The sequence below is a fragment of the Falsiroseomonas sp. genome, assembly GCF_041690465.1.
Taxonomy (GTDB): Bacteria; Pseudomonadota; Alphaproteobacteria; order Acetobacterales; family Acetobacteraceae; genus Falsiroseomonas.
On sequence record NZ_JAWLHG010000024.1, the window covers coordinates 1 to 21925 of the forward strand.

Below are 21925 nucleotides of genomic sequence, written 5' to 3' on the forward strand. Positions count from 1 at the left end.
AACGCCATCGGCAACCTCCTTGACCGCTTCAGCCCCGAAGAATGCACCGACTACCTGCGACACTGCGGCTATGCACAGTCAGGCCAATAATGGTCTAGACCCCCCGCATGGCCCGCCCCGCCTTCGACGCCGCCTCCCTGCCGCTGGTCCGCCGGCTGTGGCGCGAGCATCTCCGCCAGCAGCCGCGCCTGCTGGCGCTGACCATCGCCTGCACCCTGGCGCTGGCCGGCATCACCGCGCTCTATCCCCTGATCATCCAGCAGGCCTTCAACCGCTTCGCCGCCGGCGACCCCTCCGTGGTCTGGCTGCTGCCGCCGGTGATCATCGCCGTCACCTCGGCCCGCGCGGTGGCGCTGTTCGGCCAATTCATGGCCACCCAATCCATCGTGCTGCGGGTGATCGAGGGGTTGCAGCGCCGGCTCTTCGCCGCGCTGACGCGCGCCGACCTGGCGCAGATCGCCCGCGACGCGCCGGCCCGCCACGCCGCGCGCTTCACCACCGATGCCGGCCTGATCCGCGAGGCGCTGACCAAGGCGATGGGCGGCTTCGCCGATGTGCTGATGATCATCGGCCTGGTCGGCTCGATGCTCTGGATGGACTGGCAGATGGCGCTGCTGGCGGCGCTGCTCTACCCCATCGCCTCCTGGCCGATCGTGCGCATCGGCAAGCGCATCCGCCGCGCCTCGGCCGGCATGCAGGATCGCGTCGGCGAGACCGCGGCGCTGCTCACCGAAAGCCTCGGCGCCGCCCGCGTGGTCCGCGCCTACCGGCTGGAGGAAGCCGAGCAGCAGCGCGCGGAGGCCGCCTTCGCCCGCCTGCGGGAGAGCACCTTCGCCATCCAGCGCACCCGCGCCCGCGTGGACCCCGTTCTGGAGGCGCTGGGCGGCCTCGCCGTGGCCGGCGTGCTGGCGCTGGTCGGCTGGCGGGTCTCCTCGGGCCTCGGCACCATCGGCGACTTCACCGGCTTCGTCGCCGCGCTGCTGATCGCGGCACGGCCGGTGCGCTCGCTCGGCAACCTCAACGCCGCCTTGCAGGAAGGACTGGCCGGCCTCTCCCGCGTCTTCGCCACCGTGGACGACAAGCCCCGCATCGCGGACCGCGCCGATGCCCGCCCGCTGCCCGAAGGACGCGGCCGCGTGGTGTTCGAGGATGTCGGCTTCACCTACGAGGGCGTGCCGGATGCGGCGCTGAGCGGCCTCTCCTTCACCGCCGAGCCGGGGCGCACGGTGGCGCTGGTCGGACCATCCGGCGCGGGCAAGTCCACCGCGCTGGCGCTGGTGCCGCGGCTCTATGACGTGACGGCGGGACGCATCACGCTCGATGGCGCCGAGCTGCGCAGCGTGACGCTCGCCTCGCTGCGCGATGCCATCGCCTATGTCGGGCAGGATGCGGTGCTGTTCGACGACACCGCACTCGCCAACATCGCCTGCGGCCGCCCGGGTGCGACGCGCGCCGAGGTGGAGGCTGCCGCGCGCGCCGCCGCCGCGCACGACTTCATCGCCGCGCTGGCGCAGGGCTACGACACCCCGCTCGGCCCTTCGGGATCGCGTCTTTCGGGCGGGCAGCGCCAGCGCGTGGCGCTGGCCCGCGCGCTGCTGCGCGACCCCCGCGTGCTGCTGCTGGACGAGGCGACCAGCGCGCTGGATGCGGAGAACGAGGCGCTGGTGCAGCAGGCCATCGCCCGCCTGCGCGCCGGCCGCACCACGCTGGTGATCGCGCACCGCCTCTCCACCGTGCGCGACGCCGACCTGATCGTGGCAATGGAGAACGGCCGCGCGGTGGAACAGGGCACGCATGCCGAGCTGATGGCGCGCGACGGGCTCTATGCGCGGCTGGTGAAGACGCAGGCCTTCGTGGCGTGAGCCTGCCCGACCCCGACCTGCTGCACCCCATCCCCGGCGCGCCGCGCGTGGTGCAGTTGCGGCCGCTGATCGCGGCGCAGTCGGCAACCGGCAACGTCGCCGCCGGCCGCTTCAGCTACTATGACGACCCCGAGCACGCGACGGAGTTCCTGGCGCGCAACGTGCTCTACAATTTCGGCTTCTCCGGCGCGCGGCTGGAGATCGGCAGCTTCTGCGCCATCGCCTCCGGCGCGCGCTTCGTGATGCCGGATGCGATGCATGCCACGGAAGGCGTCTCGACCTTTCCCTTCGGCATCTTCCCCGGCGCCTTCGCCGAGGCGCTGGACATCGGCGCGTATCCCTTCCCGACGCCGCGCGACACGGTGGTCGGCCACGATGTCTGGATCGGGACGGAGGCGCTGGTGCTGCCGGGCGTACGGATCGGCCATGGCGCCGTGGTTGCCGCGCGCGCGGTGGTGACGAAGGACGTGCCGGACTACGCCGTCGTCGCGGGCAATCCTGCGCGCGTGGTGCGCCGCCGCTTCACCGAGGAGGAGGCGGCGCGGCTGGTGACGATCGCCTGGTGGGACTGGCCGCTCGAGCGGATCGCGCACGCCATCCCCGCGCTGGTGAAGGGCGGGGTGGCGGCGCTGGAGGCCATGGCGGCGGCGTGAGCCGGCAGGCCGGTCAGAACGGGACGTCGCGCTGCAGGTGTAGCCAGTCCAGACGCTCCCGCGGCGACAGGCGGGGCCCCTGGTCCGGCGCGAAGCCGAGATCCGCCCGCATGTGGTCGTCCAACCAGGCGAGATCCCGGTCGGCGCGCAGGCGCCGCGCTCGGTCGCGGGCGGCGCGCCAGCGCGCGACGAGGCCGGCGCCGGCTGCGGGCGCCGCGGCGGGCTGCCGGGGCTCGACCGCGATGGAGAATTCGAGGCTGAACGCATGGGCCGACACGCGCATCTGAAATCTCCCTTGAGAGCGCCGGCGAATCTGATTCTTGGCCGGCGACAGGCAGAAGGTTAGGCTTCGCTCCGGCCGAGCCGTCAGGCGGCTTCGGCCGAAACCGGGGCTTCCGTGCCATGCGCCACGCCTTGGATCCCGAGCCGCGACCACTGCCCGAGCCGCCACCGCTGAAGGTGGCGATCCTCGTGCTGCCGGACGCAACGGCGGCTCTTGCGACGTCCGGCATGGTCGAGGTGCTCTCCAGCGTCGGGCGCGGGCGCTACGAGAAGCTGGTCGGCGCCCCCGCCCCCGGCGGCCCGCTGGTGGAGGTCAGCCTGGTCTCGCCGGAGGGCGGCGCGGTGCGGATGGCCTCGGGCCTCGTGCTGAGCCCCACGCTGCCGATCCTCGCCGTCTCGCCGCCCGCCGCATCCTTCCCTGACGTGATCTGCATCGGCTCGCTCAGCGTGGCGCCCGACCGGCCCCTCGGCGCGCCGGAGGCGGTGAACCGCTGGCTTCGCGCATCGCTGGATGCAGGGGCGGTGCTCGCCTCGGTCTGCTCGGGGGCGATGGTGCTGGCGGAGGCCGGACTGCTCGACGGCGGCGAGGCGACCACGCATTGGGGCTACTGCGCCGGGCTGCGCCAGCGTCACCCGAGGGTCCGCGTGCATGCCGAGCGCTGCTGGTCGCGGCCGGCCCCGGCGGGCGCGTGATCACCACCGGCGGGTCGGCCTCCTGGCACGACCTGATGCTGTACCTGCTGGACCGCTTCCTCGGCGCGGAGCGCGCACGGCAGGCGGCGAAGCTGTTCCTGCTGGAATGGCATCGCGCCGGCCAGCTGCCCTTCGCCGCCCTCGCCGCCACCGCCCAGCACGCCGACCGCGCGGTGCGCGAGGCGCAGGAATGGCTCGCGGCCAACTACCACGCGCCACACCCGGTGGTCGGCGCGGCAACGCGCACGGGCCTGCCCGAGCGCAGCTTCAAGCGCCGCTTCCGCGCCGCGACCGGCCTCTCGCCGCTCGATTACGTCCATGCGCTGCGGGTGGAGGAGGCGAAGCAGGTGCTCGAGACCACCGACATGGCGGTGGATGCGGTGGCGGCCGAGGTGGGTTACGAGGATCCGGCCTTCTTCCGCCAGCTGTTCCGGCGCCATGTCGGCCTGGCGCCCGCTGCCTATCGCCGCGCCTTCGCCCGGCCGGCGCCCACCTTGCGGAGCGGCGAAACGCCGGTCCTGCCGAGCGGCGAAACGCCCATGCCGCGAAGCCGCGAAACGGCGTGACGCGTCCGCCGCCCGGCCGATCGACAATGGGCAGTTTCTTGCGCGGATGTCATCTCTCCCGGCCGTTATTGTATGCAGTATTCCTTTCGGAAAACGGGAGGATGCCCCCCATGCGTCGGCTCTTGGTCGCCTCGTTCGCCTCTCTCGGCATGGTCCTGGCGCCGACAGGCGGTCCGTCCGCGCAAGGCATCAGCGGCGAGATCGGACTCCGGCTGCTGGTGCAGCCCTGGGATCCCGCCACGGATGACGAGACGGTCCGGCGCGTGGAGCAGCCGCGGGTCATCTCGGACGGGATCGCCGCGGCCTGGTTCGCTGCCAAGCCCGGCCTGGCCGAGGACCTCAAGGCAAGGCTCTCCACGCCCGACATCGCGCCGGGGATCACGCTCCGCGACATCGACCTGGTGCTGCCCGATCCCTGGGTGACCATGCAGCGCGTCTCCGGCGGCGGCGCGCAGCCGCTGCTGATGCGCCTCGAGATGCGCGTCACGGGCGCGGAGCTCACGGCGACCAGCACGCAGCCGACCTTCCTCGGCGGCTTCGCCGATCCGCGCTGCCGCGCGCGCCTCGACCTCACCTTCCTGGTCGGGCTCACCATCGGCCAAAGCGGGGCGACGCTGCTGCAGGCCGCCCCGCTGCCCGGCGAGCCGGCGGCGCGGCTCGATGGCTTCGCCTGGGCCGGGGAGAACGCCGTCTGCTCCGCCTTCCGCGCGGCGGTCGGCGTGCTCGGCTTCGAGGGGCGCGTGCGGGACATGGTGAGCCGGCAGGTGAGCGGCAGCGGCGCCACCCAGCAACTCATCGCGACGCTGCAGGGGGCGCTCGGCGCGGCGAACGCGCAGCTCGCCGCGCAGGTGCCGGCGCGCCTCTCGCGCCGCCAGGCCTGGGCGGTGGGGCCACAGGGCGCGCAGATCCTGGCGCTGCACTTCGCGCCCGAAGCCCCGATGCCGGACCCGAGCCCGCGCGCGACCATCACCGGCCGGCTGCGGGTGATGCCGGCACGCGGCGTGGTGCGCGAAGGCGACCCGGCGCTGGACTGTGCGCGGCTGCCGCTCTCGGCCGAGCGCAAGGCCGGGCCGAGCCCGGTGATCAACCCGAATGGCGAACTCGGCGCACCACCGATGGAGCCGCTGCAGCTCACCACCAGCTGCAGCACCGGGCCGGACGGCACGGTGCAGCACCGGATCCACGGCCTGTCCTCCGCCTTCCCGAACGTGCTGTGGGCGACGGGCCTCTCGCATGCCTGCGTGCAGGGGCAGCGCTGGAAGTCCGGCCTGGTGCTGACCCTGCCGGGCCGCGGCAGCCAGCACATCCTGCCCGGCGAGCTTCCGCAGCCCATCGACATCGACGTCACGCCGATGAGCGCACCCTGCAACATCGTCCACATGGAGGAACGCGACCCGCGCGACCTGCCGCCCATCGACCAGGGCCTGGCCTGGCGCACCTTCGAGGAGCTCACGGCCGGCCGCATGACCATCGCGCCGCCGGTGGTGGATGCGATCAGCCGCTTCGGAGCCGCGCGGCTGCGGCCCGATCTGGCCACGGGCGGGCCGGGCTTCGACCGCTTCGGCGTGGAGCGCGGCGGCGAGGTCTCGCTCAACCCGCAGCCGCTGCCGCCGGGGCCGGACCGCGCGGCGGTGATCGAGGAGATGCTGCAGCTTCAGCAGCAGCAATTCCGGCTGCGGGACCGGCAGATGCAGCTGGAGCGGGAGATGATGCGCTTCGGCCCGGGCCGCTAGCCCGCGACCCTGCATGTGCGCGCCGAAGCTGGGCGCGCCGGGGCGTGGACCGCCGGCTCCGGGACAGCTTGACCGAGGTGGCCCTGGGCACACCCAGGGCCACCCCGGGTCGAAGTCGCAGGGCTACTCCCGCCTGAGCACCCCATCCACCAGCCGGTCCGCCCAGGCCTTGCTGCGGAAGCGCGCGCGGAGTTCGTCCTCGTCGTAATCCTCGCGCAGCCAGTCGAGGAAGGGCTTCGCGCCTCGCGCCGCCTGGAAGGCGGCGTAGTCGCGGAAGAAGCTGTCCAGGATGCCGGTGCGGCTCGCCGCCACATGGCCGAAGCGCCAATGCAGCTGGTCCAGCGCCGCCGCCACCGGCCGCCCTTGCAGCAGCAGCCAGATGCCGGCGATCAGCCCGGTGCGGTCGGCGCCGGACTTGCAGTGGATCAGCACCGGCTCAGGCAGCTCCGCGAACAGGCCCGCCAGCCGCAGGATGCGCTCCTTGTGCGGGGCGCCGCGGCTCTCGAAGGGCGCGTCGGCATGGATCAGGCCGAGCTCGCCCGCCCGTGCGCGGCCCAGCGCATCCGATCCGCAATCCTGCCGGTGGCCCCGCAGGTTGATCACGCTGCGCAGGCCATGGCGGCGCTGCGCCTGCGCCAGCTGCCAGGGCAGCGGGTGATTGGAGCGATAGAGCCGCCCGGCCTCCACCACGCCCCAGTTGCGCCAGGGCAGGCGCAGCACGGCATGGTCCACCAGCAGGCTGTTCAGCCAGGCGGCGCGGCGGCCGGCTTGCGTCGAGAGATCGGGCACGGCGCCGATATGGCCGGCCGGTGCGCGGAAGGCCAGAGAGCCTGGTGAACGCGCCCGGCTGCCTCGCGTTGGAACCCCACGACCAGCAAGGGACCGCACCATGTCGAACAAGGCCAAGCTTCCCCCCGTGCCACCGGAGCAGGTGAGCCCCGCCGGCACCGGCAGTTCCACCCCCGGCAAGGGCGACCTGCCCGCCAACGAGGCGGAACAGAACATCGAATCCAAGAACCGCGAACTGGAGCAGCAGGGCCGCCAGGGCAACACCTGGCAGAACACGCACAACCAGGGCTACCAGCAGGATCGCTGACCATGCCCGAGAAGCACCCGAACACGAAGCGCTGGGGCGGCCCCGGCGCCAGCCACGAGGACGCGTCCAAGCCGATGCCGGAGCCGCCGCCCGCGCATCCGCCTGGTGCGGCCAGCACCAACCCGCGGGTCAGCAAGGTCTCGGGCGGCGGCGGCGAGCGCGACGAGAAGCACAGCGCGGTGGACACCATCCGCCACTCGAAGTCGAACGCGACCGACGGCGACACGCCGAGCGGCCGGAGCCGCGAGTATCGCGACAACCGCTCCCGCAACGACCGCGAGGCGGACCGGGCGGAAGCGGAGAAGAAGGGCGAGTGATCCGCCCGGCGCGTCTCAGCGCCTGCGCCAGGCCTGCGTCGCGCGATCGGTGAGCGCCGCCACGGCAAGCTGCGCCAGCTTCGCCGTGGTGGTCGCCGCCAGCAGCACGCAGGCCATCGCCGCCGCGGCGCTCGATTGCCCGGCCTCGTCCATGTGCACCACGGCGACGGAAGCCGGCTTGGTATCGGGGCCGTAGAGGAAGATCACCGCACTCACCGTCGTCATCGCGTTGACGAACAGATACACCCAGATCTCCAGCAGCGCCGGCAGGCAGATCGGCAGCGTGACGCGGCCGAAGGTGAGCCAGGCCGGCACCTTCAGGCTCGCACCCACCGATTCGAATTCCGGATCGAGCTGGCGGATCGCCGTCGTCGCCGTCAGGTGCGCGACGGTGTAGAAATGCACGATGGAGTTCAGGACCAGGATCGCCAGCGTGCCGTAGAATAGGCCGAGCGGATTGGCCGGGTGGTTGAAGAACAGGATGTAGGCGAGGCCGAGCACCAGCCCGGGGATCGCCAGCGGCGCGGTGGCGAGCAGCCCGACCGCGTTGCGCAGCCAGCGCGAGAGCGCCGTCGCGCGCGGCGCGCGTTCCAGCAGCCAGGCGGTGACGAAGACCAGCACGACGCCGATGGTCGCCGCCCACACCGCCATCCGCGCCGAGGTGACGAAGCTGCCCCAGCCCGCCACGTCGAAGCGCCCGAACTCGTAGTTGTCGAGCGTCAGCGACAGGTTGTACGGCCAGAAGCGGATCAGCGATCCCCAGGCCGCGACGCCGACGATACCGAGCAGCGCGGAGGCGACGCCGAGGCAGAGCAGCAGCAGCGGCAGGTCGCGGGCCCGCCGCGGCCGCGGCACATAGGGCACGGCGCGGCCGGTGAGCGTCGCGGCGCGCTTGCCTTCCGCCCAGCGTTGCAGCGCGAAGGCACCGAGGGCCGGCAGCAGCAGCACCATGCCGACCACCGCGCCCATGTTGAAGTTCTGCAGCCCGACCACCTGCTTGTACACATCGGTCGCCAGCACCTGGAACTGGCCGCCGATCACCTTCGGGATGCCGAAATCCGTCACCACCAGCGTGAAGACGACGACCGCCGCCGAGACCAGCCCGTAGCGCACCCCCGGCAAGGTGACGCTGGCGAAGATCCGCGCGCGGGACGCCTTCAGCGCCTCCGCCGCCTCGTAGAGCCGCGCATCCGCGGTGGCGAGCGCCACCGAGAGGATGATCGCCGCCGAGGGGAAGCAGTAGAAGACCTGCGCGGCGATGATGCCCCAGGGCCCGTAGATGTTCTCGCCGAACAGCAGCCCGCGCAGCATGCCCTGGTTGCCGAACAGGTAGATCAGGGCGAGCGCCGGCAGCAGCGACGGCGCCAGGATCGGCAGCAGCATCACCGCGCGGAACACCGCCTTGAACGGCATGCAGCTGCGCGTCAGCGCATAGGCGTAGCCGAAGGCCAGCGGCACCACGGCCAGCGTGGTCACGCCCGCGACCCAGACGCTGTTCCACACCGAGGCGACGAGCGAAGGCGTGGTGACATAGGTGGCGAAATTCGCCAGCCCGACGAAGCCGCCCTCCGCATCCTGGAAGGCGCGCACCAGCAGGAAGGCCATCGGCAGCGCCAGCGCCGCCAGCATGAAAGCGAGCGCCAGCCACAGCCCGGCCTGCATCAACCGCTCGTCGAGCGAAGCGCGGATACGCACCGGCGCACCGGCGGGGCGGCCGCGCCCCGGGCCGGGCACGGCCAGCCGCTCGCCGAGCGTCGCGTCAGACATCGGCGGGGAAGAGCGTCACGGCGTCGGCCGGCACCGCGACCGGCACCTTCGCGCCCGGCAGCGCGCCGGCCTTGCGCAGCTGCTCGGCGGTCGCGTCCGCCTCCAGCCGCAGCCGGCCTGATTCCAGCGCGACGCGGCAGGTGGCGCCGAGGAATTCGAGGTGCACCACCTCCATCCGGATCGCGCCGGGCATCGCCACCGCGGCGGCGCCGAGCCGCACCTCCTCCGGCCGGACGAAGGCATTCACCTGCGTGCCGTAGAGCATGCCCCTCGCGGCGTCGGCCAGCAGCACATGGCCATGCGCGCGCAACACGCCGGGGCTGGCGTCCACCACCGCCTCGAACATCGCGGAGCGCCCGACGAAGCCGGCGACGAAGGCGCTGGCGGGGCGGCGATACACCTCCTCCGGCGTGCCGACCTGCTCCACGCGGCCGCGGCTCATCACCACGATCCGGTCGGAGACGCCCATCGCCTCCTCCTGGTCATGCGTCACCATGATCGTCGTCACGCCGAGCCGGCGCTGCAGCGCGCGGATCTCCTGGCGCAGATGCAGCCGCACGATGGCATCGAGCGCCGAGAGCGGCTCGTCCAGCAGCAGCAGCCCCGGCTCCGGCGCCAGCGCGCGGGCGAGCGCCACGCGCTGCTGCTGGCCGCCGGAAAGCTGCGCCGGGTACTTCGTGGCGTGCTCCGCGAGTCCCACCAGCCGGATCAGCTCGTCAACGCGCGCGGCGATGCGCAGCCTGGTCCAGGCCGGCCCGCGCAGGCCATAGGCGACGTTGCGCGCCACGGTGAGGTTCGGGAACAGCGCGTAGGATTGGAAGACGATCCCGAAGTCGCGTGCCGCCGGCGGCAGGCCGGTGATCTCCCGCCCCGCCTGGCGGATCACGCCGGTGGTCGCCGGATCGAGCCCGGCGATCGCCCGCAGCAGCGTCGTCTTGCCGCAGCCGGAAGGCCCGACGAAGGAGACGAACTCGCCCTCCGCGATCGAGAGCGAGACGTCCTTCAGTGCGACGAAGCTGCCGAACTGCTTGCCGACGCTCAGGATCTCGAGGAAGGGCGGCCTCGCCGGAAGCGCAGCGCCACCGGCGGCCGCCGCGCCGCCCTCTTCCAGCGTGGCCGACACTCAGCGCGGCGCCGACTTGCCGTCGAAGCGCCGCGCCCATTCGCGCAAGATGCGGTCGCGGTTGCCGGCGATCTCGCGGAAATCCGCATTCACCAGGCGGGAGGCGAACTCGGCCGGATAGCCGCGCACCGTCGGCTCCACGCCGGGCATGGCGAGCAGCGCGTAGTAGCGGCCATACAGCTCCATCGCCGGCCGCGAGACCGCGAAGTCGGCGAGCCGCCGCGCGGCCTCCAGGTTGCGCGTGCCGCGGACGATCGCGGTGGCTTCCAGGTCGAAGCCGACGCCATCGGTCGGCACGATGATCTCGATCGGCGCGCCCTGGTTCTTCAGCGCGACGGAGCGCATGTCGAAGGAGAGCCCCACCGCGTATTCGCCGCGCGCGGCGTTGTTGCAGGGCGCGCTGCCGGAATGCGTGTACACCTGGATGTTGTCGTGCAGGCGCGTCATGTACTGCCATGCATTCGCCTCGCCCTGCGTGCCGATCCAGCCCGCCAGCGTCAGGAAGCCGGTGCCGCTGCTGTTCGGGTTCGGCATCACGATCTGGCCGCGGAAGCGCGGGTCGAGCAGGTCGGCCCAGGTGCTCGGCCGCGGCAGGCCACGCTGCTGCGCCACCACCGTGTTGAAGCAGACGGCGGAGACGAAGGCGTCCATGCCGGTCCAGGTCCTCGGGCTGCGGTCGCTGCGCATGTTCGCGCGCAGCGCCTCGGCGCCCTGCGGCGTGTAGGGCTCCAGCATGTCCATCCCCTCGAGCTGCAGCAGCGAGAAGACGGAGAGGCCCCAGATGATGTCGGCGCGCGGGTTGGCGCGCTCGGCGATCAGGCGCGCGGTCATCACGCCGGTGGAGTCGCGCACCCAGGCGATCTCGATGCCCGGCACCGCCGCCTCGGCGGCCTGCTTGAACGGCGCGAGCTGCTCGTTCTCCAGCGCGGTGTACACCGTCAGCCGCGTGCGCTGCTGCGCCTCCGCGGCGCTGGAAAGCGCGAAACCGAGTCCGATTGCGGAAAGCAGCAGGCTGCGGCGCATGGGCGTGTCCCTCTCGAAGGCACCCCACCCCTAGCCGAGGGTCGCGACAGCCGCGTGACGTTCTGGTTGCAGTTCCGCGTCACCTGCCGTCGGGCCGCTCGCCACGCGCCATCCGCGCCGCGATCGCATCGAGCGCATCCGGCAGATCGGCGATGGAATCGATGACGAGATGCGCGCCGGCGCCGGCCAACTCCGCCGTCGCGCGCGCCCGCAGCGCCGCGCGCTCCGCCTGCGGCAGCGCGGCGAGTTCCGCCGCCGAGAGCCCGGCGATGTTGCCGCTGAGCGCGACGCCGATCGCCCAGGTCCCGGCCGCGCGGCCCTCGCCGATGCCGGGCGGCGTGTCGTCCACCTTCGCCACCGCCTCCGCCGGACACACGCCCATTTCCGCCATCGCCTTCCACATCTGCAAGGGTGCCGGGCGTCCCGCGGCGAGGTCGCCGGCGCAGACCATCACCTCCGGCACGAAGCCCTGCGCAGCGGCGAGCGGCGCGAGGCGTTCCATGATCGGACGCGTGTAGCCGGTGGTGGAGCCGATGCGGATGCCGCGCGCGGCGCACCATGCCAGCGCCTCCCGCGCGCCGGGGATCAGTGCACTGTGCGCCTCGACGGCCGCGATGTTCAGCGGCTCGAACACCGCGAAGATCGCCTGCACGTCGCGCTCGTCGAAATCGCGGCCGTGGCGGGCGCGCCAGGCATCGTTCACCGCGCGTCCGACCAGGCGGATGTGGTCGGCCTTGGCCATGCCCATCGGCCCGCGCGCATCGGCGATCGAGATCTCCACGCCGAAGCGGCGGAACGCCTCGACGAAGGCGCCCATCGGCGCGCGGCTGCCATGGTCCAGCACGGTGCCGGCCCAGTCCAGGATCACCGCCTTGATCATGCCTGCACGCCCATCTCCGCCAGCGCCTCCGCCGCCAGCCCGAAGGCCGTGGAAGCGCCCGTACCGGAGGTGACGGAAACCAGCCGCACCCCCGGCGCCACCGCCTCCACGAAGGCGTCCTCCGGACCGGAGGGATAGAGGCCGATCCAGCGTTCCGTCACCGCCGGCGGCGGGCCGAGCACGCGGGCGAATTCGTCGAGGATCAGCGCGTCCACCTCGGCCGGCTGGAACGGGTCGGGCGTCGCGTCGTAGTGGTGGCTGTCGCCGACCACCAGCGAGCCATCCGCGGACTGCACCACGATCAGGTGCACGCCGTGTTCGAGATGCGCGGGCTGCTCCACCTGCAGCCGTTGGCGCAGCGCCGGCAGGGTCGGGCAATCGGCATAGCCGCGGTAGCGATGCAGGCCGAGGTCGCTCATCACCGCCGCCGGCAGCCGCCAGCCGGGATCGGCGAGGCGCAGCATGTGCAGCTTGCACAGCGTCACCCCGCGCCGCGCGAAGACCTGCGGGAACAGCGTCGCGAGATCGGCGCCGGGGCAGACCACGATCCGCTCCGCACGCAGCGGCCCGTCGGTGGTCTCCACCCGCCCGTTCTCCACCGCCAGCACGGTGCGGCGCGGCAGGAAGGTGACGCCATGCGCCTCCGCCAGCCAGGCTGCCAGGCGCGGGATGGCCTCGCGGCTCTCCACGCGCAGCTCGTGCGGCGAATGCAGCGCGGCGAGCACGCCGCCATCGTCGCGCAGCGGCGCCGGCAGGGCGGCGCGCGGCAGCAATGCGCAGCTCTCCCCCATCGGGCCGCGGAGGAACTCGGCCAGCACCTCGGCCGCTTCCGGCCGCCGCGCCGCCATCAGCAGCCCGCGATGCAGCACCGGGATGCGCGCCTGCACGCAGACCTCCGCCCAGATGTCGCGCGCGCGCCGTGCCCGCCGCCAGGTGTGCGGCAGGCCCTGCCCGGTGACGGTGATGAAGCCGAAATTGCGCACCGAGGCGCCGTTGGCGCGGCTGTCGCGCTCCACCACGCCGACGCCGAGCCCGGCACGCGCCGCGAGCAGCGCATGCGCCAGGCCGACGATGCCGCCGCCCACGACGAGAAGATCGAAGCGCTGCTCCATCACCCCCGGCATGCGGCCCCCACCTTCCGCGGGCGCCGCCCGAACGGCAAGTGACAGCTCGATGTCAGCGCCGCCCGCGCCGGGTCAGCCGGCGAAGGCCTCGTCCAGCTTCGCGAGCACGCGCTCCTCTGCCTCCGACACCTTGCTGCCGAGACCGAGAAAGCCGCCGGCGGCCTCGGCGACGCGCCGCGCGCGGCCGATGGTCTCGCGGTGCAACGCCGCGCGCCCCTCCGGCGCCAGCCCGGCGGCGACGGCACGCACATAGCCGCGCCAGGCCTCCGCCATCTCGGCCTTCGGCGGGGCGTTGAGCCAGGACTCGAGCAGCACGCGGGCCTCGGCCTCGCGGTCGATCCCGGCCTCCCGCGCCGCGTCCTGCACGGCCGCCTTTTCCTTCGGGTCGAGCGCCCCGTCGGCCCAGGCGACCAGCACCATCGGCACCAGGCCGAGCGCCGCGACGCCCTGCGCGCCGAGGTTCAGCGAAACCAGGTGGTCCAGCACCGCATCGTCGGTGATGCCCGATGCCGCCGCCAGCGCTTCCTTGCGCGACCGCGTCTGGTCGGCCTCGCGCAGCTTCGCCAGCAGCGCTTCGTTGTGGCGGGCGAAGAACGCGTTCTCGAGCGCCCGCTCGCGGTCCTGGAGGATGTGTTCGCTCATGCTCCGACTCTCCTGTCGTGTCCCCCCATCATAGCAGATTCCCGGCACCTTCCTGCCCCCCCGGCGGGCATGCCGGCTTCGCTTTCAAGCCGCAATGACTCCGACCAGTCTGCGCCGTACGAGGTGGTAGCGCTGACGCAGGTGTCGCGCGCGCCGCTGCCCGCTGCCGACTCAGGCGGTGGCGGGCCTGTCGTTCCGCCGATGCCGAACGCCGTCACGCCGGAGCCGCCGCTACGCGGAGGAACCGGCGGGGGCGGGCTTGTGGTGCCGCCGGACCCGGTGCTGCCGCTCGGCGAGGTCGTGACATCGCTCTCGGCCCCGCTCCGGTGGGCGTGCCGGAACCGGCCAGCCTGGCGCTGTTCGGCCCGGCGCTGGCGGGTTTCGGCCTCGTCCGCCGCCGCACGGTTCGAGGCGAAGGGCTGCACACGCAGAAAGGGGCCGCGCCTTCGCGCGACCCCTCCCCGATCCGTCGAACTGCGCCGAAGCGTCAGCGCAGGACGATTTCCACGCGCCGGTTCTGCGGCTCGCGCACGCCGTCCGCGGTGGGCACCAGCGGGCGGCTCTCGCCGAAGGCCTGGATGACCATCGCCTGGCGCGGGATGCCCCGGCGCTCCAGCTCCTGCGCCACCGCCATCGCGCGGCGCTCAGACAGGCGCTGGTTGTACTGCGGGTTGCCGGCGCGGTCGGCGTGGCCGGCCACCTCGATCCGCGTCGTCTGCACGCGGGTCGAGTTCTGCGCCGCCTCGGCGATGATCTGCCGCGCGCGATCGGTCAGGTCCGCCCGGTCGAAGTCGAAGAACACCAGGTAGGTGCGCGCCGGCGCCGGGGCGACGGCAGGTGCGGGGGCGGGTGCTGCCACCGGCGGCGGCGGCGCCGGCTGGTTGAAGGCGTAGCGCAGGCCGATCAGGATCGAGTGGTTGAAGTTCTCGCTTTCCGTGCCGCCGCGGCTGACCGTGAAGGCGCCACCGCCGGAGGTGGTGTCGATGTCATGCTCCAGCGTGCCGAGGAAGCGGTATTCGGCGGTCAGCGCCAGGCCTGGGACATACTGGTTGAGCGACGTGGCCGCGCCGACGATGGCCTGATAGGCGAAGCGCCCGTCGCTGCCGTCGCTGCGCACCGTGCCGCCAAGCACGCCAGCGCGCACATCGTCGAACTCGCGCCAGATGTAGCCGACGCCCACGCCGACATACGGCATGAAGCGGACGCCTGCGAACTCCGCCGCGGGGCCCAGGTCGAAGTCGTAGAAGGCATTGGCCATCACGCCGTAGCTGCGCGCGGTGCCGCCGGCGTTGGTGGTGCCGCCGAAGCCCTTGATCTCGTCCACGTCGTTCTGGCGGTAGTTGCCCTCGATCTCGGCGCGGACGCCGTTCCCGAACCCGTAGCCCAGGCTGAGCACGCCGACCCAGCCGAGGTCGAAGCTGACATCGCCGTTCGGGGTGATGCCCTGCGCCGCCAGTGCGTTCGCCAACTGGCCGGTAGCCGCGAGGTCGGTTTCCTGCAGCCAGTTAACGCCGGCGCCACCCGCAATGTAGAGGCCGCTCACCGGCTGCGCGACGGCGAGCCCCGGCACGACGAGCAGCGTGGTCGCAAGCAGTGACGTTCTGAAGTTCATACGAGTCTCTCCCAAAGGATCCCGGATCGCGCGCCGCGCCGGATCGGTTGCGCCCGACCGACCAACGCAGTTCCCTCGCCCGCGGCGCGAACCCGTGGCCAATTCGCCCATGCTGTTGCGGTGGCGCCACACACGTGTTCGTGGCGGGCGCTCAAGCGGCCGTGAGTGTGGCACAGGGGCCAGAGCCGCTTATGTTGGCTAAGCGGAACATGGGGCTTTGCGTGCCGGGCTTAAGGCCCATAAGGTAGCGGGATGCGCGACCCCAGCCTCGAGGCGCTGCTCGCCCAGCGCGGCGCCGTCACCCGTATCGCCACCGCGCTCGGTATCTCCACCGCCGCGGTGAGCCAGTGGAAGCGCGTGCCCGACGACAGGGTCGCCGAGGTCGCGCGCGCGCTCAACATACCTCCCGCAGCGGTCCGCCCCGATATCGGCGCCGACCTGCCCGAAACCCCGCGTCGCGAAGGACCCACATTGCGGATGGCCCAACGGATGCCGCTGCGTCGCCGGCGGCGCACCAAGATCATCGCCACCCTCGGCCCTGCCTCCTCCTCCGCCGAGGTGATCGAGCGGCTGTTCCGCGCCGGCGCCGACGTGTTCCGGCTGAACTTCAGCCACGGCTCCCACGCCGACCACGCCGAGCGCATCGCGATCATCCGTGCGCTGGAGAAGCGGGTGGAGCGGCCGATCGGCATCCTGGCGGACGTGCAGGGCCCCAAGCTGCGGGTGGGCAAGTTCCAGGGCGGCCGCGTCCAGTTGCAGACCGGCCATCCCTTCCGGCTCGACCTGGTGGCGACGCCGGGCGATGTGCGGCGCGTGCAGCTGCCGCACCCCGAGATCATCGAGGCCGCCGGCATCGGCACCACCCTGCTGCTCGACGATGGCAAGCTGCGCCTGCGCGTCACCCACCGGCGCGACGACCACCTGGAGACGGAGGTGGTGGTCGGCGGCCCGCTCTCGGACCGCAAGGGCGTCAACGTGCCCGACGTGGTGCTGCCCATCCCGGCGCTGACCGAGAAGGACCGCGCCGACATGGCCTTCGTGCTGGACCAGGGCGTGGAATACATCGGCCTGAGCTTCGTCCAGCGCCCGGAGGACGTCGCCGAGGCGCAGCTCCTGGCCGATGGCCGCGCCTGGATCATGGTGAAGATGGAGAAGCCGCAGGCGATCGAGAATCTCGGCGAGATCGTCCGGCTGGCGGACTGCGTGATGGTGGCGCGCGGCGACCTCGGCGTGGAATGCCCGCCGGAGGAGGTGCCGCTGATCCAGAAGCGCATCGTCCGCACCGCGCGCGCGGCGGGCAAGCCCGTGGTGGTGGCGACGCAGATGCTGGAGAGCATGATCGGCGCCCCCTCCCCCACCCGCGCCGAGGCCTCGGACGTCGCCACCGCGGTGTTCGACGGGGCGGATGCGGTGATGCTCTCGGCCGAGACGGCGGCCGGCCAATACCCCTATGAGGCGGTGAACATCATGGACCGCATCGTCGCGCGGGTGGAGCAGGATCCCGGCTGGCGCACCCTGACCGATGCCGAGCGGCCGCCGCCGCAGCGCTCCTCCGCCGGCGCGATCGCCGCCGCCGCGCGGCAGGTGGCGAGCACGATGGAGGCGGAGGCGATCGCCACCTTCACCGCCACCGGCTCCACCACGCTCCGCGTCGCGCGCGAGCGGCCGGACTGCCCGATCATCGGCCTGACCTCGAGCGAGCAGACCGCGCGGCGCCTTGCGGTGGTCTGGGGCGTGCATCCGCTGCTCTCTTCGGAGCCGCATTCGATGACCGACATGGTCGCCAAGGCAATCCGCGCCGCGGCGCAGGAGGGTTTCGCGAAGACCGGCGACGAGGTGGTGGTCACGGCCGGGGTGCCGTTCGGCACGCCGGGCACGACCAACGCGCTGCGCGTGGCGATCGTCAGGTAATCTGCGCCAGCAGGGTCCGCGAAACGCTTGCCCTGACCGGGCAACGTCAACCTGTGGAAGGAATTGTCATCTCTGGATTTTGACGCTTGAGTTGAGATACTCGTGACGGCACCATCTCATGGCGTTTCAATTTATGGGATTTATCGATGAATATTCATCCGATGAGGCGCGGTGCCCTCGCCCTTGCCGTGCTCGCCGCCGCAACCTTCGCCAGCACCGCAGAGGCGGCGCCAATGGTGCTGAACTTCACCCAGTCCGGCTGGACCGGTGGCGGCACGGTCGAACTCACCGTCACCGTGGACGACCTGGACAGCAATGGGCAGATAATGGGTTTCGGAGGCAGCAGCGAATTGCTCTCCTACTCCGTCTCCTTCACTGGAAACGGCCTTGTGGGGGGCTTCTCGAACTCCACCCTCGGCGAGCTGATGGGCTTCGTCTACGACCTCGACGGCGGCATCCTGGGCGACGGCACTACAGGCGCCGTGGAGGGCTTCGGAATCGTGTCGCCGGTGACCTATGCGACCGGGCCGGGCCCCTTTGCGCTTTGCGATGGCGTGCAGGATTGCGGCCAGATCAGCTTCAACGGAGTCACCCTCACCACCACCCAGGCGCTTACGCCGGGCGAACTCGCCGTCGTGCCCGAGCCGGCCAGCGCCGCGCTGTTCGGCCTTGGCCTTGTCGGGCTGCTGGGACTCCGCCGTCGCCTCGTCTGATCGCTTGGCCCACCCCGCTGTCGCGCCGCCCCGGTTGACGCCGGGGCGGCGCGCGCGTTCCTAGGACGGCGCGCCGGCCCGGCCGGCCGCGAAGCTCTTGCAGCGCCCGCCCGGGGAGATCAGCGACGATGCGCCGCTATGTACTTGCCTGCCTGTTCCTCTGCTTCGCCGGCCCGGCGCTCGCGCAGACCGACGGGCTGTACGATGTCACAGGCACCAACCTGGACGGCACCGACTACACCGGCATCGCGCAGATCCGCTCGGTGGGCCTGAACTCGTTCCTGATCCGCTGGCGCACCGGCAACGACATCACCGACGGTATGGGAATGGCATCCGGCCGGACCATCGCGGTGACCTATGGGGCGGCGCAGCGCCCCGGGATCGGCATCTACACGATCAACCCGGACGGCTCGATGGATGGCGAATGGACCATCGTCGGCGCGCCGGCGATCGGCCGGGAGCGCCTGGTGCCACGGCCGGCGGAGGCCACGCCGCCGGCGGCCACACCCGCACCGCCCGCCACACAGGCACCGCCCGCCGCTCCCGCGCCGAACCAACGCTGACCGCCAGGGTCAGGCGGCTTGGCGCCGGCACCAGGGCCGGCGACGAGCCCTATTTCTTCGTCGCGCCTGCATCCCGCGCCGCCCTTTCGCCCGCCAGCAGCGCCGCCTTGCGCGGCACGCCCCAGCGATAGCCGGTCAGGTCGCCGCCGCTGCCCACCACCCGGTGGCAGGGCACCGCCAGCGAGACCGGGTTGCGCGCGCAGGCCCGCGCCACCGCGCGCACCGCCGCCGGGTTGCCGATCTCGGCGGCCAGCCCGGCATAGCTCCGCGTCTCGCCCAGCGGGATGCGCCGCAGCGCCTCCCACACCTGGCGCTGGAAGGCGGTGCCGCGCAGGTCGAGCGGCAGGGCCAGGGCGGAAGCGGGCTCGGCGATGAAGGCGGCAACCGCGCGGACGGTCCCGGCCAGCGCCTCGTCCGCCGCCTCGATCCGCGCCCTGGGGAAGCGGGCGCGCAGATCGCCTTCCAGCGCCTCGGGCGGCTCGGCGAAGCCGATGAAGCAGACGCCCTTCTCCGTCGCGCCGACCAGCAGCGGGCCCATCGCGCTCGCGGCATGGGCGATGCGGATGGTCTCGCCCGCGCCCCCCCGCCGCGCCGCACCGGGGGTCATGCCGAGATGCTTCGCGGTGTCCTCGTAGACCCGCGATTCGCTGCCGAAGCCGGCGCCGGCCACCGCCTCCGCAACGCGGTCGCCGGCGGCCAGCGCGGCCTGCAGCCGGCGCGCGCGCACTCCCTCGGCGTAGGAGCGCGGGGTGACGCCGGTGACCTCGCGGAACAGCCGCAGGAAATGGTGCCGCGCATAGCCGGCACGATCGGCCAGCGCCGCCAGCGAGGGCATCGCCTCGGCGGCCTCGATCATCGCGCAGGCGGCGGCGACCGCCTCGGCATGCAGGCGCGCGCGCTCGCCCTTGGGGTCGCAGCGCTTGCAGGCGCGGAAGCCGGCCGCCTCGGCATCCGCCGCATCGGCGAAGAAGCGGGTGTTGCGGCGGAGCGGCGGGCGGGCGGGGCAGCCGGGGCGGCAGAACACGCCCTGGGTCGTCACGCCATAGAGGAAGGGCCCGCAGGCCGGCACCGCCTCGCGCGCCAGCACGGCCTGCCAGCGGGCGGTTTCAGGGTCGGTTGGATGAGGGGCTTCGGGCATCGGGCTCACCGTTGCGTCTCGGCCGGATATGGCGCCGCCCGGCGACCGGCTGCCATCCGCGCGTTGCGGCGGCGCGACGCCGGCCGTCAGCGCGGCTCCACGCGCTGTGCGCGGAAGGGCGGCTCTTCGAACTGGCCGCTGACCAGCGCCTGCTCCCGCCGCAGCCAGGCGCCCGTGGCGATGTCCCACCACAGCGTCTCGGTGCCCTGGAACTCGCTCCGCCAGCGGCCGCGGTTGGTGCCGGAGACGCCCTGGAGCAGCCGCTCGAACACCAGGGTGGGGCGGGAGGCGTCGCCCACTGCCAGCATCTCGCGCCGCAGCACCCGCCAGCGCGCGCGGTAGGTCGGCGTCAGCCCGGCGGAATCGTAGATCAGGAAGATGAAGTCGTTGCCGCGGCCCGGCGCGGCCGGCCAGAGCGGCCGCAGCGCCTGGCGAAGCGAGGACTCGTTCGGCACCGGCAGCGGGTGGATGTTGAACAGCAGCCGCTCCTCGCCGTGCCGGCCCCTGGCCAGGCAGACTTCGGGATCGCCCGGGGCCGCGCCGAGATACGTGCGGGAGGAGCCATCCTCGAACACCACGCGCAGCCCCGGAGGCGGGCAGCGGAAGGGCAGCGGGCCGGCGGGCGGCGCCGGCACGGCGAGGCTCGCCAAGGGGGCGGCAGGCGGCGCGGACGGAGGCTGCGGTGCCGGCACCGGCAGGGCAGAGGGCGCCGGCGCGGGTGCCGCGGCGGGTAGCGGCGGCGCGGCCAGCGCGGCGAGCCGGCTGCGCGCTTCGCCGGCCAGGTCGCGGACCTCGGGATCGGGCTGCAGCTCGAGGCTGGCCGTTGCCAGCCGGTTGGCACCGGCCGCATCGCCCGCCTCCAGCGCCCGGCGGGCGAGCACCCCGAGCGCGGCGGCGCGCCGCACGACCGAGGGCGGCGGCGCCCGCAGCCGGAGCAGCGTCGAGGCGGTCAGCCCGGTGGTCTCGGGCAGGTCGGCGGCCAGCGCGAAGGCGCGCATCGCCTCCCGCGTGCGCGGGCCGACGATGCCGCGCGTTCCGCCGGTGTCGAGCCCCATCCCGGTCAGCAGCCGCTGCGCTTCCTGCAACTCATCGAGGGTGAGCGGCCGGTTCGGATCGGGCACCGACAGGGCGGTGGCGGGCGGGGTCACCGGCAGGGACGCCACCTGCGGCGCGCTGGCCGGTGGCGGGCTGAAAGGCGGAACGGGCGTGGCGCCGCGCGTCGCGCCGGCGCGCAGCTCGGCGAGCCGGTTGCGCGCGAAGGGGGCGAAGATGCTGTCCGGGAATTGCTGGAGGAACACCTCGAAATCCGCCGGGTTGCGGCTGTCCAGCACGAACTGCCAGGCCAGCGAGTCGCGGTCCGCGCGCCCCGTCGCCGTGGCCGGGGCGGGCACGGCGGGCGGGGCCGCGGCGGTGGCCGGCGCCGCCACCGGGCGGAAGTAGAAGCTGCCCTCCAGCGAGCTTTCCTCCCACGGCACCTGCGCGCCGCCGGTCGCCTCGCGCACGGTGCGCCGCACCTCGGCGAGCATCGGCCGCACTTCCAGCCCCGGCGTCGGCATGTGGCGCAGCAGCGCGGCGGTGAAGGGGCTGTTGCGCCCCTGCCCGTCCGCCGCCACGGCGCCGGGCGCGGTCGAGAACACCACCAGCGTGCCGGTGGCCGGCGAGACCCGCGCCAGCCCCCGCCCCGCGGCACTGCGCGAGGCGGTCGGCCAGCGCTGCCGGAACGGGTTGTCGCGGCAGGCGTCGAGCACGACCAGGCTGACCCGCGCCGCCGCCTGGGTCTGCTCGGTCACCGCCTCCACCTCCAGCGCCTGGAAGCGCAGCTGCTGCGGGCTGCCGAGCTCGGCCGAGACCGGGATCAGCCAGTTGCGCCCGCCGACCTCGATGGCATGGCCGGCATAGAAGAACAGCGCCGCCTCCGCCCCGCGCGCGGCGATGCCGAAGCGCTGCACCGCGCCTTCCAGCGCGGCGCGGTCGGGGTCGAGCACCAGGTCCACCGCGAAGCCCAGGCCGCGCAGCGTGCCGGCCATGTCGGTGGCGTCGTTGGTGGCGTTGGGCAGCGGCGGGACATGCTGGTAGGCGCCGGCGCCGACCACCAGCGCGACGCGCTGCGCCAGCGCCTGGCCGGCGGGCCAGGCGAGCAGCAGCAGCAGGACGAGGCCAAGGCGCAGACGGCCGGACATGCGCGCATTGAAACACGAACGCGGCGCCGCGTCGCCTCCCACGCGCG

General features: G+C 73.0%; 21 protein-coding genes and 1 pseudogene. 11 read left to right on the forward strand and 11 right to left on the reverse strand.

Annotated elements, in window-relative coordinates:
* Positions 1 to 107 precede the first annotated feature (107 nt).
* Positions 108 to 1862 (forward strand): ABC transporter ATP-binding protein, encoded by a 1755-nt coding sequence (locus ACESM1_RS19930; protein ID WP_372622958.1) that lies wholly within the window; start codon positions 108 to 110, stop codon positions 1860 to 1862.
* Entirely contained in the window at positions 1859 to 2515 is a 657-nt protein-coding gene (locus ACESM1_RS19935; RefSeq protein WP_372622959.1) for a CatB-related O-acetyltransferase, read from the forward strand. Before ACESM1_RS19930 ends, ACESM1_RS19935 begins: the two co-directional genes overlap by 4 nt.
* 13 nt (positions 2516 to 2528) lie before the next feature.
* On the opposite strand, the gene ACESM1_RS19940 is transcribed toward ACESM1_RS19935, so the two are convergent.
* Positions 2529 to 2798: a hypothetical protein gene (locus tag ACESM1_RS19940; RefSeq protein ID WP_372622960.1), complete on the reverse strand. Its 270-nt coding sequence runs from the start codon at positions 2796 to 2798 to the stop codon at positions 2529 to 2531.
* A gap of 119 nt (positions 2799 to 2917) precedes the next feature.
* Here ACESM1_RS19940 and ACESM1_RS19945 point away from each other — a divergent pair, with 119 nt between their 5' ends.
* The 3 genes from ACESM1_RS19945 (at position 2918) to ACESM1_RS19955 (ending at position 5789) form a co-directional block, all read left to right on the forward strand.
* Positions 2918 to 3490 (forward strand): DJ-1/PfpI family protein, encoded by a 573-nt coding sequence (locus tag ACESM1_RS19945; protein WP_372622961.1) that lies wholly within the window; start codon positions 2918 to 2920, stop codon positions 3488 to 3490.
* Entirely contained in the window at positions 3487 to 4056 is a 570-nt protein-coding gene (locus ACESM1_RS19950; RefSeq protein WP_372622962.1) for a GlxA family transcriptional regulator, read from the forward strand. Before ACESM1_RS19945 ends, ACESM1_RS19950 begins: the two co-directional genes overlap by 4 nt.
* Positions 4057 to 4166: 110 nt before the next feature.
* Positions 4167 to 5789: a hypothetical protein gene (locus tag ACESM1_RS19955; RefSeq protein WP_372622963.1), complete on the forward strand. Its 1623-nt coding sequence runs from the start codon at positions 4167 to 4169 to the stop codon at positions 5787 to 5789.
* Positions 5790 to 5912: 123 nt separating this feature from the next.
* On the opposite strand, the gene ACESM1_RS19960 is transcribed toward ACESM1_RS19955, so the two are convergent.
* Positions 5913 to 6578, reverse strand: coding sequence for a tyrosine-protein phosphatase (locus ACESM1_RS19960; protein ID WP_372622964.1), 666 nt, complete (start codon positions 6576 to 6578; stop codon positions 5913 to 5915).
* Positions 6579 to 6678: 100 nt separating this feature from the next.
* Here ACESM1_RS19960 and ACESM1_RS19965 point away from each other — a divergent pair, with 100 nt between their 5' ends.
* Both ACESM1_RS19965 and ACESM1_RS19970 read left to right on the forward strand, forming a co-directional pair.
* Positions 6679 to 6885, forward strand: coding sequence for a hypothetical protein (locus ACESM1_RS19965; RefSeq protein WP_372622965.1), 207 nt, complete (start codon positions 6679 to 6681; stop codon positions 6883 to 6885).
* Positions 6886 to 6887: 2 nt separating this feature from the next.
* Entirely contained in the window at positions 6888 to 7202 is a 315-nt protein-coding gene (locus ACESM1_RS19970) for a hypothetical protein (protein WP_372622966.1), read from the forward strand.
* A 15-nt stretch (positions 7203 to 7217) separates the two neighbouring features.
* On the opposite strand, the gene ACESM1_RS19975 is transcribed toward ACESM1_RS19970, so the two are convergent.
* The 6 genes from ACESM1_RS19975 to ACESM1_RS20000 all read right to left on the reverse strand — a co-directional run bounded on the left by ACESM1_RS19975 (position 7218) and on the right by ACESM1_RS20000 (position 13761).
* Positions 7218 to 8969, reverse strand: a complete 1752-nt coding sequence (locus ACESM1_RS19975) for a putative 2-aminoethylphosphonate ABC transporter permease subunit (protein WP_372622967.1) — start codon at positions 8967 to 8969, stop codon at positions 7218 to 7220.
* Positions 8962 to 10092 (reverse strand): ABC transporter ATP-binding protein, encoded by a 1131-nt coding sequence (locus ACESM1_RS19980; protein WP_372622968.1) that lies wholly within the window; start codon positions 10090 to 10092, stop codon positions 8962 to 8964. The genes ACESM1_RS19975 and ACESM1_RS19980 overlap by 8 nt, the downstream gene beginning before the upstream one ends.
* Positions 10093 to 11115, reverse strand: a complete 1023-nt coding sequence (locus ACESM1_RS19985; protein ID WP_372622969.1) for a putative 2-aminoethylphosphonate ABC transporter substrate-binding protein — start codon at positions 11113 to 11115, stop codon at positions 10093 to 10095.
* Between the two features lie 79 nt (positions 11116 to 11194).
* Positions 11195 to 11995 (reverse strand): phosphonoacetaldehyde hydrolase, encoded by an 801-nt coding sequence (gene phnX, locus ACESM1_RS19990; protein WP_372622970.1) that lies wholly within the window; start codon positions 11993 to 11995, stop codon positions 11195 to 11197.
* Complete coding sequence (locus tag ACESM1_RS19995) at positions 11992 to 13119, reverse strand: TIGR03364 family FAD-dependent oxidoreductase (RefSeq protein WP_372622971.1); 1128 nt, start codon at positions 13117 to 13119, stop codon at positions 11992 to 11994. The genes phnX and ACESM1_RS19995 overlap by 4 nt, the downstream gene beginning before the upstream one ends.
* 72 nt (positions 13120 to 13191) lie before the next feature.
* Positions 13192 to 13761 (reverse strand): hypothetical protein, encoded by a 570-nt coding sequence (locus ACESM1_RS20000; protein ID WP_372622972.1) that lies wholly within the window; start codon positions 13759 to 13761, stop codon positions 13192 to 13194.
* A 332-nt stretch (positions 13762 to 14093) separates the two neighbouring features.
* Here ACESM1_RS20000 and ACESM1_RS20005 point away from each other — a divergent pair.
* Positions 14094 to 14156 (forward strand): annotated as a pseudogene (locus tag ACESM1_RS20005) (PEP-CTERM sorting domain-containing protein); the annotation flags it as partial.
* A 92-nt stretch (positions 14157 to 14248) separates the two neighbouring features.
* On the opposite strand, the gene ACESM1_RS20010 reads toward ACESM1_RS20005, so the two are convergent.
* Positions 14249 to 15373 (reverse strand): OmpA family protein, encoded by a 1125-nt coding sequence (locus ACESM1_RS20010; RefSeq protein ID WP_372622973.1) that lies wholly within the window; start codon positions 15371 to 15373, stop codon positions 14249 to 14251.
* A 477-nt stretch (positions 15374 to 15850) separates the two neighbouring features.
* On the opposite strand from ACESM1_RS20010, the gene pyk reads away from it, so the two are divergent.
* The 3 genes from pyk to ACESM1_RS20025 all read left to right on the forward strand — a co-directional run bounded on the left by pyk (position 15851) and on the right by ACESM1_RS20025 (position 18560).
* Positions 15851 to 17284: a pyruvate kinase gene (pyk, locus tag ACESM1_RS20015; RefSeq protein WP_372623022.1), complete on the forward strand. Its 1434-nt coding sequence runs from the start codon at positions 15851 to 15853 to the stop codon at positions 17282 to 17284.
* A 161-nt stretch (positions 17285 to 17445) separates the two neighbouring features.
* The gene (locus ACESM1_RS20020) at positions 17446 to 17997 is read left to right on the forward strand and encodes a PEP-CTERM sorting domain-containing protein (RefSeq protein ID WP_372622974.1); all 552 of its coding nucleotides are present in this window, start codon (positions 17446 to 17448) and stop codon (positions 17995 to 17997) included.
* A gap of 128 nt (positions 17998 to 18125) precedes the next feature.
* Complete coding sequence (locus ACESM1_RS20025) at positions 18126 to 18560, forward strand: hypothetical protein (RefSeq protein ID WP_372622975.1); 435 nt, start codon at positions 18126 to 18128, stop codon at positions 18558 to 18560.
* Between the two features lie 49 nt (positions 18561 to 18609).
* Here the strand turns inward: ACESM1_RS20025 and ada are convergent, their stop codons facing one another.
* Positions 18610 to 19698 (reverse strand): bifunctional DNA-binding transcriptional regulator/O6-methylguanine-DNA methyltransferase Ada, encoded by a 1089-nt coding sequence (ada, locus tag ACESM1_RS20030; protein ID WP_372622976.1) that lies wholly within the window; start codon positions 19696 to 19698, stop codon positions 18610 to 18612.
* A gap of 86 nt (positions 19699 to 19784) precedes the next feature.
* Complete coding sequence (locus tag ACESM1_RS20035; RefSeq protein WP_372622977.1) at positions 19785 to 21878, reverse strand: caspase family protein; 2094 nt, start codon at positions 21876 to 21878, stop codon at positions 19785 to 19787.
* Between the last annotated feature and the right edge of the window lie 47 nt (positions 21879 to 21925).

What these genes read in the sequence shown, in the direction of transcription:
- ACESM1_RS19970 (WP_372622966.1), top strand. Translation starts at nt 6,888, where the DNA reads ATGCCCGAGAAGCACCCGAACACGAAGCGCTGGGGCGGCCCCGGCGCC.
- ACESM1_RS20010 (WP_372622973.1), bottom strand. Translation starts at nt 15,373, where the DNA reads ATGAACTTCAGAACGTCACTGCTTGCGACCACGCTGCTCGTCGTGCCG.
- ACESM1_RS20025 (WP_372622975.1), top strand. Translation starts at nt 18,126, where the DNA reads ATGCGCCGCTATGTACTTGCCTGCCTGTTCCTCTGCTTCGCCGGCCCG.
- ACESM1_RS20020 (WP_372622974.1), top strand. Translation starts at nt 17,446, where the DNA reads ATGAGGCGCGGTGCCCTCGCCCTTGCCGTGCTCGCCGCCGCAACCTTC.
- ACESM1_RS19975 (WP_372622967.1), bottom strand. Translation starts at nt 8,969, where the DNA reads ATGTCTGACGCGACGCTCGGCGAGCGGCTGGCCGTGCCCGGCCCGGGG.
- ACESM1_RS19985 (WP_372622969.1), bottom strand. Translation starts at nt 11,115, where the DNA reads ATGCGCCGCAGCCTGCTGCTTTCCGCAATCGGACTCGGTTTCGCGCTT.
- pyk (WP_372623022.1), top strand. Translation starts at nt 15,851, where the DNA reads ATGGCCCAACGGATGCCGCTGCGTCGCCGGCGGCGCACCAAGATCATC.
- ACESM1_RS19945 (WP_372622961.1), top strand. Translation starts at nt 2,918, where the DNA reads ATGCGCCACGCCTTGGATCCCGAGCCGCGACCACTGCCCGAGCCGCCA.
- ACESM1_RS19995 (WP_372622971.1), bottom strand. Translation starts at nt 13,119, where the DNA reads ATGCCGGGGGTGATGGAGCAGCGCTTCGATCTTCTCGTCGTGGGCGGC.
- phnX (WP_372622970.1), bottom strand. Translation starts at nt 11,995, where the DNA reads ATGATCAAGGCGGTGATCCTGGACTGGGCCGGCACCGTGCTGGACCAT.
- ACESM1_RS19930 (WP_372622958.1), top strand. Translation starts at nt 108, where the DNA reads ATGGCCCGCCCCGCCTTCGACGCCGCCTCCCTGCCGCTGGTCCGCCGG.
- ACESM1_RS19965 (WP_372622965.1), top strand. Translation starts at nt 6,679, where the DNA reads ATGTCGAACAAGGCCAAGCTTCCCCCCGTGCCACCGGAGCAGGTGAGC.
- ACESM1_RS20000 (WP_372622972.1), bottom strand. Translation starts at nt 13,761, where the DNA reads ATGAGCGAACACATCCTCCAGGACCGCGAGCGGGCGCTCGAGAACGCG.
- ACESM1_RS19940 (WP_372622960.1), bottom strand. Translation starts at nt 2,798, where the DNA reads ATGCGCGTGTCGGCCCATGCGTTCAGCCTCGAATTCTCCATCGCGGTC.
- ACESM1_RS19955 (WP_372622963.1), top strand. Translation starts at nt 4,167, where the DNA reads ATGCGTCGGCTCTTGGTCGCCTCGTTCGCCTCTCTCGGCATGGTCCTG.
- ACESM1_RS20035 (WP_372622977.1), bottom strand. Translation starts at nt 21,878, where the DNA reads ATGTCCGGCCGTCTGCGCCTTGGCCTCGTCCTGCTGCTGCTGCTCGCC.
- ada (WP_372622976.1), bottom strand. Translation starts at nt 19,698, where the DNA reads ATGCCCGAAGCCCCTCATCCAACCGACCCTGAAACCGCCCGCTGGCAG.